Source organism: Marinobacter segnicrescens (genome assembly GCF_900111555.1).
GTDB lineage: Bacteria > Pseudomonadota > Gammaproteobacteria > Pseudomonadales > Oleiphilaceae > Marinobacter > Marinobacter segnicrescens.
In genome coordinates this window covers 430,673-444,606 of record NZ_FOHZ01000001.1, presented here as the reverse complement: position 1 = coordinate 444,606, position 13,934 = coordinate 430,673, and the positions used below count along the sequence as shown (strand labels likewise).

The window sequence follows — 13,934 nt, the reverse complement described above, 5'->3', positions numbered from 1 at the left end:
TGAGTGCAGCCGACGATCAGGCCGGCGCGTCACTGGCCCGGTGGCGGGCCTGCATGTATTCCCGATGATTAAGGTGCAGCAGTTCGGCCATCCGGCGAATCAGGTGTTCTTCGTACTTGTCGATACGGCCATCGGCCAGTGCTACCCGCCAGATACTTTCCAGAACCCGCTGCTTGGCATCCTGACTTAGCTGCTCGTTGAGCTGGCCGGTGAATTCGTAGATCGAGGTGGAGTCATCGGCATGGTTCAGGGCGTCGTCGAGGATCTGCCGGGCTTCTTCCGGTGTCACCTGGTGAACCTTGACCGCACAGTCGACGATGGTTTCCAGCTCCCGTTCATCCTCGTGGTTGTCGATGCGGGAAAGCTGGACCATCAGTGCCGTGGCCGCCACTGCCAACTGGTGATGGTCAGGGTCGGCGGGTGCTCCCCTTGCACCGGTATCCGGAAACAACAATTGACGAAGTTGGTTGATCATCCAGCTATTGTCCTCCGGTCAGGCAGCCCGGGCGAGCTGGCTGACCCTTTGTTCCAGTTCCACCTGGTCAGCGGCAAAGCGACGAATGCCCTCGGCCAGTTTCTCGGTCGCCATGGCGTCTTCGTTGGATTCCCAGCGGAACAGGTGTTCGTCGATAGCCATGGGCCGGTCCGCACTGTGGGCATTGTCTGGTGACAGTTGGCGGGGCAGCTCCCCGGTATCCTCCTTGAGTGCCTTCAGCAGGGCCGGGCTGATGGTCAGCCGGTCACAGCCGGCCAATTGCTCGATCTCACCGGTATTGCGGAAGCTGGCTCCCATGACCACGGTGTCGTAGCTATTGGCCTTGTAGTAATTATAGATACGGCTTACCGACAGCACACCGGGATCTTCTTCCGGGGCGAAGGCATCCCGGTCGCAGTGGGCCAGGTGCCAGTCCAGGATGCGGCCCACAAATGGTGAGATCAGGTAAGCCCCGGCGTCGGCGCAGGCTGCCGCCTGGACAAAGGAGAACAGCAGGGTCAGGTTGCAGTGGATGCCTTCCTTTTGCAGCTGCTCCGCTGCACGGATGCCCTCCCAGGTGGAAGCAATCTTGATCAGTATACGGCTGGTATCCACACCCTGACTGTCGTACAGCTCGACCAGGCGCCGGGCCTTGTCGATGGTGGCCCGGGTATCAAAGGACAGGCGGGCATCCACCTCGGTGGATACCACGCCGGGAATCAGGTCCAGTATCTGCTTGCCGGCCAGTACCGCCAGGGTATCGGTAGCCCAGCTCAGCTGTTCCTGGTCGGAGCCGCCCTGGCGGGCTGCGAAAGCAACCGCCTGGTCCAGCATGGGACGGTAGGCGTCTGAGCCTGCGGCCTTGAGCAACAGCGATGGATTGGTGGTGGCATCCTGTGGCCGCCACTCGGCGATGGCTTCCAGGTCACCGGTGTCGGCGACCACGGTGGTCATGGCTTTGAGTTGTTCAAGCTTGCTGATCATCGATGATTGTTCCTCGTGTCCCTATTGTCGTCAGGCATGCTTCCTGTTGCGGCAAAGCGCGTGGGGCCTTCGGCAAAAACCGGGAAGGGCCGGAATCTGCTGGAAGGCTGTCGTCATATCGTTACGATAACCGGCTGGCGTGGCGGGAACAAGACAGCAAAGGCTTATCGGCTGGTCATGCAGAAGCTATGCAGGGTCTGGTTGAGGGAGAGGCTCCCGAACTTTGGCCAACGCATCAAGTACCACCTCTATGCCGCTGCCCGGACGATGGGCGTTCTCGCTGATATGTCGGCGGAACTGGCGCCCCCCGGGCTGGCCATGGAACAGGCCCATGATATGGCGGGTGATGTGACTGAGGTATACGCCTCGTTCCAGTTCTGCCTCAATAAACGGCAACATGGCCCTGAGGGCGTCGTGGCGACTGGACACGGAGGGCTCTTCGCCGAACAATTCAGGGTCAACACCGGCAAGCAGCCAGGGGTTGTGGTAGGCCTCCCGGCCGAGCATGACCCCGTCAGTGTGTTCAAGGTGCTGGTGACACTCCTCGAAGGTCTTGATTCCCCCGTTTATGATGATTTCCAGCTCCGGGTAGCGAGCCTTGAGGTCATACACCCACGGGTACTTGAGCGGCGGGATATCCCGGTTCTCCTTGGGGCTCAAGCCTTCCAGCACGGCAATGCGGGCATGGACAATAAAGGTCCGGCAGCCGGCCGCCGCCACGGTTTCCATGAAGTGGCAGAGATCTTCCCAGGACTCCCGTCCGTCGATACCGATCCGGTGTTTGACGGTGACCGGCAGGGAGGTGGCGGCGATCATGGATCGCACTCCGTCGGCGACCTTTTCCGGGTGGCCCATCAGGCAGGCGCCGATCATGTTGTTCTGTACCCGGTCACTGGGGCAGCCGACGTTCAGGTTGACCTCGTTGAAGCCATACTCTTCCGCCAGGGCTGCGCATCGGGCCAGTTCGTCCGGGTCACTGCCGCCCAGTTGCAGGGCAAGGGGATACTCCAGCGGGTCATGCTGCAGAAAACGGGCGGTATCGCCATGGATCAGGGCGCCGGTGGTGACCATCTCGGTATACAACAGTGCCCGTCGGCTCAGGATTCTGGCCAGGTAACGATAGTGGCGGGTAGTCCAGTCCATCATGGGTGCCACACAGAAGCGGCGGGACAAAGGAGCAGGGGACTTTATATGTGTCTCTGGCATAGACATGAACGTATGGCCTGATACAGCAGTGAATCTGGCAGGCATTGTACCTGAACGTACCATCGGCGATGTAGCAGAAACCCGTGAAAAATCGCCTGTAGCCTTTGCCCGGGGGGGCATTTTCTGAAAAAATAGCCCGCTCATTTCAGGGGCGCTGCTGATGACACAGAAGACGCTGCTTTCTCTCCGAAATCTGGGCAAACAGTTCTCCGGCAAAACGGTGCTGGACTCCCTCGACCTGGATATCGCGGATGGCGAGTTCATCACACTGCTGGGGCCCTCAGGGTGCGGTAAAACCACCCTGTTGCGGTTGCTGGCTGGTTTTGAAATACCCGACAGTGGCACCATTGAGCTCAACGGCACAGATATCACTGCCTTGCCGCCGGAGCAGCGACCTCTGAACACCGTTTTCCAGCACTATGCGCTGTTCCCTCATATGACGGTGTATGACAACGTCGCCTATGGCCTGAAGATGGAAAAACGGCCAAGGGACGAGATTCGCCAGCGGGTGGAGGATGCCCTCGCCATGGTGCAACTGGGTGACTTTGCCCGGCGCAAGCCCCACCAGCTTTCGGGCGGCCAGCAACAGCGGGTGGCCATCGCCCGGGCTGTGGTCAAGCGCCCGAAACTCCTGCTGCTGGATGAGCCGCTTTCAGCGCTGGATTACAAGCTGCGCCGGACCATGCAGATTGAACTCAAACGGCTGCAGCGGGAGCTGGGCATTACCTTCGTCTTCGTCACCCACGACCAGGAAGAAGCCCTGTCCATGTCAGACCGGGTTGTGGTGCTGCAATCGGGCAAGGTGCAGCAGAAGGGGACGCCGCGTGAAATCTACGAGCGCCCTGCCAACCTTTTCACCGCCCGCTTTGTTGGAGAAACCAATCTTTTCCCGGGTGTCCTGGAACAGGTGGATGAGCAGCGCATAACGGTGAATGTCTCCGGCTACCGGCGCACCATGAGGCGACCACGGTTCCCGGTTTCCGAAGGTCAGGGGGTGCATGTCCTGCTGCGACCAGAGGATATCCGGGTGCTGGAGCCGGACGCAGACCACGGCTTTGCCGGCAAGGTCGTGGAGCGCAACTATAAAGGCAGTACCCTGGACTCGGTGATTCACCTCGACGATGGCACCGAGGTGCTTGCCAGTGAGTTCTTCGACGAGGACGACCCCGCCTTTGACTACCGCCTGGGTGAGCCGGTTCGGGTCAGTTGGGTCGAGGGCTGGGAGTGGCTGCTGCCCCAGGAAGAAGTGCACGCTCCCGAGGACCAGGCAGCGAATGCTTAGGGGGTTGCGGCAACCCTTCCGGACCGGTGTGCTGGTGCTGGTCTGGACTTGGCTGCTGGCACTGGTGTTGGCGCCCAATCTGCTGGTGATCGGTGCCAGTTTCCTGACCCGTGACCCGGGGACCTTCCTGTCGTTACCAGTGACGCTGGAGAATTATCGCAGTCTGCTTGACCCGCTGTACCTCGAGGTCTTCCTCCACTCCCTGTACATGGGCTCGGTAACGACCCTGGTTTGCCTGGTCATTGGTTACCCCTTCGCCTGGGCCCTGTCCCGGGTTGCAAAGGAGCGCCAGCTGCTGCTGATCTTCCTGCTGATCGTGCCCTTCTGGACCAACTCCCTGGTGCGTACCTACGCACTGAAACTACTGATGGCCACTAATGGACTGATCAATACCGGCTTGATGGAGATGGGGCTTATCGATGTGCCGCTGCGCATGCTGTATACCGAAGGCGCCGTTATCGTCGGCCTGGTCTATTTGCTGTTGCCGTTCATGATACTGCCCCTGTACTCGGTCTTTGATGACCTGCGACGGGAGTTGCTGATGGCCTCCCACGACTTGGGGGCCGGGCGTTTCAGCACCTTTATCCATGTGGTGGTGCCCCTGACCCTGCCCGGCGTCCTGGCCGGTGTGATGCTGGTGCTTTTGCCGGCTATGGGGCTCTTCTTTGTCCCGGACATCCTGGGTGGTTCCCGTAACCTGCTGGTGGGCAATGTGATCAAGAACCAGTTCCTGGATGCCCGTGACTGGCCGTTCGGTGCCGCCGCTGCCATCATGCTTACCCTGGCCATGGCCCTGCTGCTGTTTACACACCGTCTCAGTCAGCGGCGCCTGGGTGAGGAGGCCGAGGTATGACTCGCTGGTTGCCAAGGGCCTACCTGGTGCTGGTGTACCTGGCCCTTTATATCCCCATCGGTGTGCTGGTGGTGTTTTCCTTCAATGATGGTCGCACCGGCTACCGCTGGGGTGGCTTCACCTGGCGCTGGTACGAGTCACTGTTCAGCAATGACGCCATGATGCAGGCCTTGTGGAATTCCCTGTGGCTCGCGGTATCGGCGGCCACCCTGTCGACCCTGATCGGTGCTCTGACGGCGCTGGCACTGCACCGTTATCGGTTCCGGGGCAAGAAGGCCCTTCGGGGTATGCTGTTCGTGGTGATGATGTCGCCGGAGATTGTGCTGGCCATATCCCTGCTGTCGCTGTTCCTGCTGGTGGGGGTGCAACTGGGTTACTTCTCCCTGTTACTGGCGCACGTCACCTTCTGCCTGCCCTTTGTGGTGATTACTGTGATGGCCCGTCTCAGCGGCTTTGACGAAAGCTTGCCGGAAGCGGCCAGGGACCTGGGTGCCTCGGATTTCACCATGACCCGCACTGTGCTGCTGCCGGTGATCATGCCGGCGCTGCTGGCGGGCTGGCTGCTGGGCTTTACCCTCAGCCTGGACGATGTGGTGGTGAGCACCTTTGTTAGTGGCCCCGGATATGAAATCCTGCCGCTACGCATCTACTCTATGGTGCGAGTCGGCCTGAAACCCGAAGTGAATGCACTGGGTACGCTGTTGCTGGTGTTTTCACTGCTGATGCTTGTGTTGTCCCAATGGATTCTGATGAGGAGTAAACAATGAAGAAACTTGCCATTGCCGGTCTGGCAGCGGTCACCCTGGCAGGCTGCAGCGACCAGCAGGAAGAGGCGCAAGTGCTGAACCTGTACAACTGGTCAGAGTACATGCCGCAGGAAGTTCTGGACCGGTTCGAGGAAGAAATAGGCATACAGGTGGTCTACACCACCTATGACAGTAACGAGGCCATGTATGCCCGCCTGAAGCTGCTGGATGACAGCAGCCAGTATGACCTTGCCGTGCCGTCCACTTACTATGTGAACAAGATGCGCAAGGAAGACCTGCTGATGGAAATCGACCACAGCCAGATCGAAGGTTTCGATAACCTGGATCCGGAGCTGGTGGACCAGAGCTTCGACAAGGACAACGCCTATTCCGTGCCTTACCTCTGGGGCACCACCGGCCTGGCCATCGACAGTGATGCGGTGGAAGAGGGCGAAGTAACCGGCTGGGCCGACCTGTGGGACCAGCAGTATGAAGGCCAGGTGATGCTGACGAACGACATGCGGGAAGTGTTCCATGTCGGCCTGCGCGTACTGGGTTACTCCGGTAACAGCACCGATCCGGAAGAAATCGAGGAAGCCTATCAGAAGCTCACCGAGCTGATGCCGTCCGTTCGCACGTTCAACTCTGACGCGCCCCGTATGCCGTATCTCGAAGGCGAGACCGACATCGGCATGATCTGGAACGGCGAAGCCTTTATGGGCAAGGAAGATATGCCTTCACTGGAGTACATCTATCCTGAGGAAGGTGTCATCGTGTGGCTCGACAGTTTCGTGATCCCCAAAAATGCCGCCAATCCGGAAGCTGCCCACAAGTTCATCAGCTTCGTATTGCAGCCGGAGATCTCTGCGCTGATCAGCGAGGACATCGGCTACGCCACACCAAACCTGGCTGCCCGTGACCTGCTGCCGGAGGAAGTTGCCAGCAATCGCACCAGCTATCCCACCGCGGAAGATATGGAAAACGCCGAGTTCCAGGAGGACGTGGGGGATGAGGCCATGCAGATCTATAATCGTTACTGGGAACAGCTGAAAACCGGTCGATAGGATCCGGCATCGGGGCAGGGTGCAAGGCCCGGCCCCAGTGCTCACCGGGCAGACCCCGGGGAGCAATAATGATAGTATCCTCAGCTTTTCAGCCTTGAGGGACAGATATGTCAGTTGTGGTTCAGGCCCTGATACCGGTGTTTGTGCTGATCGTGATCGGGCACCTGTTCCGGCGCTGGCAGTTCCCCGGCGAGGGTTTCTGGATCCAGGCTGAACGCTTCACCTACTACGCCCTGTTTCCGGCCATGCTGATCTACAAGCTGGGACAGGCACGCCTCCCCGCGTCCGCCTACGGCGACATCCTGTTACTGATCGTCGCCATGCTGGTGGCCATGACGCTGATTCTCGTGTTGATCCAGCTGATCTGGCGCTGGCCGGGGCCTGTCTATTCTTCCGTGTTCCAGGGTGGTATCCGCTTCAATTCCTATGTGGGGCTGGCGGCGGCAGGTATGTTGCTGGGGGACGAGGGGATCTCACTGATCGCGGTGGCCGTGGCGGTGAAGGTGCCACTGCTGAACCTGCTGTGCATCCTGATGTTCTCGGTGACCTGTCGGCAGGGAAAGTTGCGCCTGGCACCAGTAATCAAGGCCATCGTCACCAACCCGCTGATTATTGGGTCGGTGATTGGCGTGATCTGGAGTTTCTTCCGTATCGGCTTTCATCCGGTGGTGGCCGGTATCCTGGCTCCGCTGAGCGACCTGGCACTGCCCATGGGTCTGATGTGCGTGGGTGCCGGGTTGCAACTGAAAGCCCTGCGTAATGCCTCGGCACCTTTCCTGGTGTCATCTTTCGCCAAGCTGGTGATCTTCCCGGTACTCACCCTGGGCCTGGCCATGCTGCTGGGTATGAGCGGCACCCTGGTGCAGGTCGCCATCCTGCTGGCGGCATTGCCCACCGCCACCTCATCCTACATCCTGGCTCGCCAACTGGGGGGCGACGCCCCCCTGATGGCCGCTATCATCAGCGGGCAGACCTTGTTGGGCATGGTTACCCTGCCGCTGTTACTCGGCGTTCTCTGGCAGGCAGCGTAGAACGGCATCCGCAAGGCTCTGCTGGAATTCCAGGTAACCTGTGGCGGTAGGCTCGATATCACCGGCCAGGGGATCCCAGGTGCTGATCGGTATCTCCACATCGGTCATCAACGACTCCCACCATTGCCGGTTGAACTGGGGTTCCGTCAGCAGACAGGGCTGGTCCGCCTGCTGCAACCGTTGCTGCACCTCTGCCAGGTGACGGGCACCCGGGCTACGCTCGGGACTGAGGGTCAGTACGCCGGCGATGGTCAGCCCGTAGTGCTCAGCGAAGCGACGGAAGGCATCATGGTAGGTGAACAGGTCCAGGTCCTTCGCCGGCTGCAGTTGTACACGGATAGCGGCCTCACGTTCTTTCAGCGCCACTTTGAAGTTCGCCAGGTTCCTGTCGACCTGCTCAGCATCGATGCCCTCAAGGTCTTCGATGCTGTGGGCGACCTTTCCTGCCATGTCCAGTGCCAGGGTCGGGTCCAGCCAGATATGAGGGTCTTCGCCGTCGCCGTGGTCGTGACCATGACCGTGATCATGAGCGTCGGCGCTGTCGTGCTCTTGCCCATGCTCCGCTTCAGTATGGTCGCCCTGACCATCCTGGTCGTGATGCCCTTGGGCGTCATCGCCTGGTGAGTCGGCTCCCTGGGCCAGGGCCACACTCTGGTCGCGAAAATCCGGCCCCGTCAGCAAGCGTTCAAGGAAGCTCTCCATGCCCGGGCCAACCCAGAAAATCCGGTCTGCGGCGGCCAGTTGGCGGCGCTCGGAGGGACGTAGCTGGTAGGTGTGTGGGCTGGCACCGGCGGGCACCAGCGTGGAAACAGTCACCTGATCGCCCGCCACGGCCCTGACCAGTAGCTCGATCGGGGAGAGGGAGGCCACTATCTTCGGCTTTTCATCATTGGCATGGGCAGTAACTGCCCCGAGGGTCAGAGCCGCCGACAGGCCGACTATCGGTAGTAAACGGGAGATCTGTTTCATGATGGAGACTTGCCCTGATCGTCTTAATGGAAATGTTATAATATTACATTAGGGGTGGAGTGGGAAGTTCCATATGCGTATGAACTCATAACGTCCTCAGCATTCATGGGATTTCCGTCGTGGCTCGGTATAATGGCGCCTTTTCATTCATTCACTGCGTCAGGCTGGATCCTTTAATGACTGTACGTACCCGAATTGCCCCGTCGCCCACCGGTGACCCCCATGTGGGCACAGCGTTTGTCGCCCTGTTCAACCTCTGCTTTGCGCGCCAGCACGGTGGCCAGTTTATCCTCCGCATCGAGGACACCGACCAGGCCCGCAGCACCGCCGAGTCGGAACAGGACATTCTCCGGGCACTGCGCTGGCTCGGTCTGGAATGGGACGAAGGTCCCGATGTGGGAGGCCCCAATGGCCCCTATCGCCAGTCCGAGCGCAAGGATTCCTATCGCCAGTACGCCATGGAACTGGTTGAGAAGGGCCATGCGTTCTACTGCTTCCGCACCCCGGAAGAACTCGACGCCATCCGTGAAGCGCGCAAGGCCCGGGGCGAAAACCCGGGTATCAAGGGCGACCTGGAATTGCCGGCAGACGAAGTGCAGAGTCGTCTGGATGCAGGCGAGCCCTATGTGATTCGTATGAAGGTGCCGGATGAAGGCGTCTGCAAGATTGACGATATGCTTCGTGGCGTGATCGAGATTGACTGGTCCCAGGTGGACTGCCAGATCCTGCTCAAGTCAGACGGCATGCCCACCTACCATCTGGCCAACGTGGTGGATGACCATCTGATGGGGATTACCCACGTGCTGCGGGGTGAGGAGTGGATCAACTCTGCGCCCAAACACCAGCTGCTGTATGAGTATTTTGGCTGGGATATGCCGGTGCTGTGTCACCTGCCACTGCTGCGTAATCCGGACAAGAGCAAGCTGTCCAAGCGCAAGAATCCCACCTCGATCAACTTCTACGAGCGTATGGGCTTCCTGCCGGAGGCGGTGACCAACTACCTGGGTCGAATGGGCTGGTCCATGCCGGATGAGCGTGAAAAGTTCACCCTGGACGAGATGATCGCGCACTTCGATATCAACCGGGTGTCCCTCGGCGGTCCGGTGTTTGATGTGGAGAAGCTGCGTTGGCTGAACGGCCTGTGGTTGCGGGAGGACGTTTCCGACGACCAGTTCGTGGAGCGCCTGCACCAGTGGTGGTTCAACGAAGATGCCCTGCGCGCCCTGGTGCCTCATGTAAAGGGCAGGGCGGAGGTGTTCTCTGATGTGGCGCCCATGGCTTCTTTCATGTTCTCCGGCATGCTGGAACTGACTCCGGAGGACTTTGCCCACAACAAGCTGGACGAAGGCCAGGTGAAGCGGGTGCTGCAGTTTGCCCTGTGGAAGCTGGAAGCCCAGCGTCACTGGAGCAAGGAAAATATCTTCGCGGACATCAAGGGTCTGGCCAAGGCTATGGAGCTGAAGATGGGCGACTTCATGTTCGCCATCTTCGTTGCGATTGCCGGTACGCCCAATTCCTGGTCGGTCATGGACTCCATGGCGCTGCTGGGTCCGGACATGACCCGTGCCCGTTTGCGCCATGCGCTGACTGTTCTGGGCGGTTTTTCCAAGAAGGAAACCAAGCGGGTGGAGAAGGAGTACGCTGCACTGATCGCAGAATGAGCGATCTGGTGGTGTTTTGAACGGTCTGGACAGGGATGTCCAGAAAACTGAAAAAAATGCGTTTTAAGTGTTGACGCCCCCCGGGCGGATCCTTAATATACGCAGCCGTTGAGGGGCCATAGCTCAGCTGGGAGAGCGCAACACTGGCAGTGTTGAGGTCAGCGGTTCGATCCCGCTTGGCTCCACCAATTTCTAGTCCCCTTCGTCTAGTGGCCTAGGACTCCGCCCTTTCACGGCGGCAACAGGGGTTCGAACCCCCTAGGGGACGCCAATTTGGTAACACGGTTTAGTCCACCGGGTTATCAGCAAAAAAACCGCCTTCGGGCGGTTTTTTTGTGTCTGCTTTTTGGGGCTCGGTTTTCCGGCTGCAGGGTTGGGGTTCTGGTTTAGGTGCCGGGGACCGGGGCCGGTGACATCTTTCAGGACACGCCCCGTGAATCCATCCCTGGAGGGCTCCGTCGCGCCATCCCTGGCGCTCCAGGGTCCTGAAAGATGTCCCCAACCCCACTCCCTATTTACCTGCTCGATATCGCCGACACGTGTTGTTGGCACCTGAGCTTCGCAAAAATATTGGGCGCAGTGTTAGTTCTGGAACTAGACATAAACAGTCTTTACCTTGCGCAGATTGCCAGTAGGCAGAGTTCTAGAAGTGGTTGTGTCGGTTTATCGTAGAGATATCAAAAAGCTTCGTAAGAGATGGGGTGGGAAGACTTTTCTGGACCCTGGAGCGCCAGGGATGGCGCGACGGAGCCCTACAGGGACGTACTTGCGAGGCGTGTCCAGAAAAGTCTTACCGCCTCAGCTCGACCACCCGGATACAGCAGGCTCCTAAATCAAATCAACAGGCCGCCTCCACAGTCAGAGTGGCAACTACCAACTCAGCGAACAGCAATAGCACCTTTCCCAACCCCCTCAAAAGCCCGAACACGAACCTCATCGCCGGGGTGTGAAGCCTTGATCTGGTCAGCCAGGTAAGCGGCAATTAACTCAACGGTGGTATCGGTTTCCAGGAACCACACCCGCTGACGGGGCAAGGTCAGCCGGAACTCACCCTGCTCGGCGTCGTAATGGAAACTCACATACTCGGTGCCATCCCCATCCGTCCAGCTCTGGCTCAGGTCTTCTCGGGTGCCGATGTAGATATCCTGCCACTGCCGAGCCCAGTGCTTCTCCAGCTCCGCGTCCCGCCGTCCGTTGATATCAATGCGGATCGGCGACCGGTGGCCATGAGCGATGCGTTGGCAGTTGCCAAGGTGCTTCTTCAGGCCATGGACGTAATGGTAATAGGCGCCCTCAATCAGTTCCTCCCGCAGGGTGACCTCTACATCCGTCACATTCGCCGGCAGCACAGCCTTCAGTTCCTGCTCCAACAGGCGCGCTACAGCGGATGGCACGACTTCCGTGTGGTCCAGGAATACTACGGACTGTTCCGGCCCCTCGTGGCGGATCTGGCTGCCGTCTGCCAGGGTCCAGGTGAGATGTCCGGGGCTGTCGCTCCGTGCAAGGCAATTTGCGCCGGCCGGTACCACCAGCCGATGGTCTACCCGTTCGTCGATCACCCGTTTGATGGTGCGCTTCACGTTGCCAAAATCGAATACCATGCCCTGCTCATCCAGCTCGCCGCCCAGCACGATGTCGGCAATCCAGCTCTCGCCGACCAGGCCGCGGTGGTGGTCCAGGTAGGCAAAGTCGATAACGGTGAGGTTGTCGATAAACAGGTGATTCATGAAGGCATCCGGCAGGAAGACTGCGACCGTGGGTTGAGAACTGGTCGCATTCTATCAAAGTTCCGTACCGGTGGGTGAATGTGAAGGCGGCCTTCCCGGGTAGCAAATTCCGAAGTATGCAGGCCCCGGGCTGATTATATCGGCAGCAAGCCGTTCATCCAGGCAAGGCTCAGACCGACGACACCGAGACTCACCAGCAGGATGCCGAGATAAACGTTGCGGGCAGACTTGTGGCGACGGTCAGCGGCCAGCTCGTCCAGGTGTCGAGCCACTTGCTCCGCCTGATGGCGGGCGGCTTCCGTAGCCTGTTGAAGGGTGTCGGTCTGCAATGACTTCCAGAATTCCTGGTCCTGGTCACGCTGCCGGTCCAGTTCTTCGCGCAGGTGGGTGTTCCTGTCGGCAACCAGTGTTTCGATGGCCTTGACGGTGTCCCGCTGGTGTTGGTCGAGCAGCTTTTTCAGTAACTCGTTGACCTCCCGGGTCACCGTCTTTGCCACGGCTTTCTGGTGGACGTCCAGGATGGCTTCCAGGGCCGCCAGTTTTTCGTTGATCAGGGTTGTATTCAGGCTGTTGTGCTCGTCCATGCCCTGGCGGAGGTAGCCCACTTGCTCATCAAAGAGTTGGGTCAGGCGTTCGTGGAGCTGTTCACTGATCTGGGACTGGACTTCGGCCCGGGCCGCCATGGCGATCTGGTCTTCGGTCAGCAGGGGGATGTCCGGGTCGTTGGCCGGGGGTACCTGGCTTTCCTCGCTGACCGTTACCGGCTGGGCCTCGGGCATGGCCCGGAGTTTGTCGAGTACCCGAGTGACCCCATCCCGCTCAGGTGGCTTGGGCAGGATGACGTCCACGCCCATGGCACGGGCGGTTTGCTCGAACTCGGCGGATTTACCGGAGGTACACATCACGATGGGTATGTGGGCGGTGGCGGGATTGTTGCGGATGGCGCGGGCGGCCTCGACGCCGTTCATGCCCGGCATCAGATGGTCGATAAAGATTACGTCGGGGTGATCACTGTTACTCAGCAGGTCCAGCGCCTCCTCGGCGGAGTTGGCAGTGCTGACCTCCATATTGCTGCCCTTGAGTAGCTTGCTGAGGGTAAAGCGGGCCACTTTTGAATCGTCCACCAGCAAGGCGTTCTTGATCTCCATCCGGATACTCTCCCCAGTCCGCTAACTTCTTGGGAGTGTATCCTGATACAGATACAAAAGTTTACAAAAAGACTTGGCTATTGTTGCCGAATCAAACCCTGTTCACACTTCGTCTGGTGGCACCAGCCCCTGGCTCTGTGACCAGGCCCGCATGTGAACGTCGGCCTCTTTCTGGAACGGCGAGCGAAACGGATTGATCACTACGTCGAACAGGAAGAAGAACAAACCGATCGACGCCCAGCCTGCGAGAACCGTACTGATCGAACGGGCCTGGACTTCCGGGTTTGCGGACACGAAGGCGTCCAGGTGGGGCAGCAGTGACTGCACCATCACTACAGGGTTGAATTCGGCCAGAACCAGGGGGACCCAGAAGGCCAGGATGATCGGAAAGAAACCGAACGACCAGGCGCCCCGCAGCAACAGATAACCAGCCAGGTTGCGCAGATACCGCTGGCGCAGGCCTGGGTTGCGGCGGGCCCGGGCGAGGTAGCGGCGCCGTTCACTGTGGTAGGCGCTGGCGTCCGGCATCCTGGGGCTGGTGGAGCGGTGGCTGCGCTCGGTAGATGTGTCGGTCATGATCATGGCTTACCTTGGTCTCTGGTTCTCCGGCGGATACCGCAAACCAGGCAGTGGCGGCATCAGGCATTTTGCGATATTCGTTCAGGGGGCGGGGTTTCAAAAGCTCCGCCTCGTCGCCATCATAGGTGAACTATTATCGGGGAAGTTCGCTCCCGGTCACAACTGGAGGTAGTCCTCCCGGTGACATCCACCGGCGTGTCGAGGATACC

13 protein-coding genes and 2 tRNA genes are annotated in these 13,934 nt (G+C 59.5%); 8 read left to right on the top strand and 7 right to left on the bottom strand.

Annotated elements, in window-relative coordinates; all coding sequences use genetic code 11:
- Positions 1-16: 16 nt before the first annotated feature.
- The 3 genes from BM036_RS01990 to dusA all read right to left on the bottom strand — a co-directional run bounded on the left by BM036_RS01990 (position 17) and on the right by dusA (position 2,605).
- Positions 17-475 carry a tellurite resistance TerB family protein gene (locus tag BM036_RS01990; RefSeq protein ID WP_091848535.1) on the bottom strand — a complete coding sequence of 153 codons (459 nt, stop codon included), beginning with the start codon at positions 473-475 and terminating at the stop codon, positions 17-19.
- An 18-nt stretch (positions 476-493) separates the two neighbouring features.
- Positions 494-1,459, bottom strand: coding sequence for a transaldolase (gene tal / locus BM036_RS01985; RefSeq protein WP_091848534.1), 966 nt, complete (start codon positions 1,457-1,459; stop codon positions 494-496).
- Positions 1,460-1,645: 186 nt separating this feature from the next.
- Positions 1,646-2,605 carry a tRNA dihydrouridine(20/20a) synthase DusA gene (dusA, locus tag BM036_RS01980; RefSeq protein ID WP_245742401.1) on the bottom strand — a complete coding sequence of 320 codons (960 nt, stop codon included), beginning with the start codon at positions 2,603-2,605 and terminating at the stop codon, positions 1,646-1,648.
- Positions 2,606-2,825: 220 nt separating this feature from the next.
- On the opposite strand from dusA, the gene potA reads away from it, so the two are divergent.
- From potA to BM036_RS01955, 5 genes are all read left to right on the top strand, one after another.
- Entirely contained in the window at positions 2,826-3,947 is a 1,122-nt protein-coding gene (gene potA, locus BM036_RS01975; protein WP_091848532.1) for a spermidine/putrescine ABC transporter ATP-binding protein PotA, read from the top strand.
- A complete protein-coding gene (gene potB, locus BM036_RS01970) occupies positions 3,940-4,800 on the top strand; it encodes a spermidine/putrescine ABC transporter permease PotB (RefSeq protein WP_091848531.1) in 861 nt (286 codons plus the stop codon). Before potA ends, potB begins: the two co-directional genes overlap by 8 nt.
- Entirely contained in the window at positions 4,797-5,567 is a 771-nt protein-coding gene (gene potC, locus BM036_RS01965) for a spermidine/putrescine ABC transporter permease PotC (protein WP_091848530.1), read from the top strand. The genes potB and potC overlap by 4 nt, the downstream gene beginning before the upstream one ends.
- Positions 5,564-6,610, top strand: coding sequence for an extracellular solute-binding protein (locus BM036_RS01960; protein WP_091848529.1), 1,047 nt, complete (start codon positions 5,564-5,566; stop codon positions 6,608-6,610). Before potC ends, BM036_RS01960 begins: the two co-directional genes overlap by 4 nt.
- 107 nt (positions 6,611-6,717) lie before the next feature.
- The gene (locus tag BM036_RS01955; RefSeq protein ID WP_091848528.1) at positions 6,718-7,641 is read left to right on the top strand and encodes an AEC family transporter; all 924 of its coding nucleotides are present in this window, start codon (positions 6,718-6,720) and stop codon (positions 7,639-7,641) included.
- On the opposite strand, the gene BM036_RS01950 is transcribed toward BM036_RS01955, so the two are convergent.
- Positions 7,612-8,610: a zinc ABC transporter substrate-binding protein gene (locus BM036_RS01950; protein WP_091848527.1), complete on the bottom strand. Its 999-nt coding sequence runs from the start codon at positions 8,608-8,610 to the stop codon at positions 7,612-7,614. The genes BM036_RS01955 and BM036_RS01950 overlap by 30 nt on opposite strands.
- 176 nt (positions 8,611-8,786) lie before the next feature.
- Here BM036_RS01950 and gltX point away from each other — a divergent pair, with 176 nt between their 5' ends.
- The 3 genes from gltX to BM036_RS01935 all read left to right on the top strand — a co-directional run bounded on the left by gltX (position 8,787) and on the right by BM036_RS01935 (position 10,542).
- Positions 8,787-10,271 carry a glutamate--tRNA ligase gene (gene gltX, locus BM036_RS01945; RefSeq protein ID WP_091848526.1) on the top strand — a complete coding sequence of 495 codons (1,485 nt, stop codon included), beginning with the start codon at positions 8,787-8,789 and terminating at the stop codon, positions 10,269-10,271.
- Between the two features lie 112 nt (positions 10,272-10,383).
- Positions 10,384-10,459: transfer RNA gene (locus tag BM036_RS01940), tRNA-Ala, on the top strand.
- Positions 10,460-10,466: 7 nt separating this feature from the next.
- Positions 10,467-10,542, top strand: a tRNA-Glu gene (locus tag BM036_RS01935).
- Positions 10,543-11,149: 607 nt separating this feature from the next.
- Here BM036_RS01935 and BM036_RS01930 read toward each other — a convergent pair.
- The 3 genes from BM036_RS01930 to BM036_RS01920 form a co-directional block, all read right to left on the bottom strand.
- Positions 11,150-11,998 (bottom strand): 6-pyruvoyl trahydropterin synthase family protein, encoded by an 849-nt coding sequence (locus BM036_RS01930; protein WP_091848525.1) that lies wholly within the window; start codon positions 11,996-11,998, stop codon positions 11,150-11,152.
- A 134-nt stretch (positions 11,999-12,132) separates the two neighbouring features.
- Positions 12,133-13,146 (bottom strand): response regulator, encoded by a 1,014-nt coding sequence (locus tag BM036_RS01925; RefSeq protein ID WP_091848524.1) that lies wholly within the window; start codon positions 13,144-13,146, stop codon positions 12,133-12,135.
- A gap of 102 nt (positions 13,147-13,248) precedes the next feature.
- On the bottom strand, positions 13,249-13,722 hold the full coding sequence (locus BM036_RS01920; RefSeq protein ID WP_177185963.1) for a hypothetical protein: 474 nt from the start codon (positions 13,720-13,722) through the stop codon (positions 13,249-13,251).
- Positions 13,723-13,934: the final 212 nt, after the last annotated feature.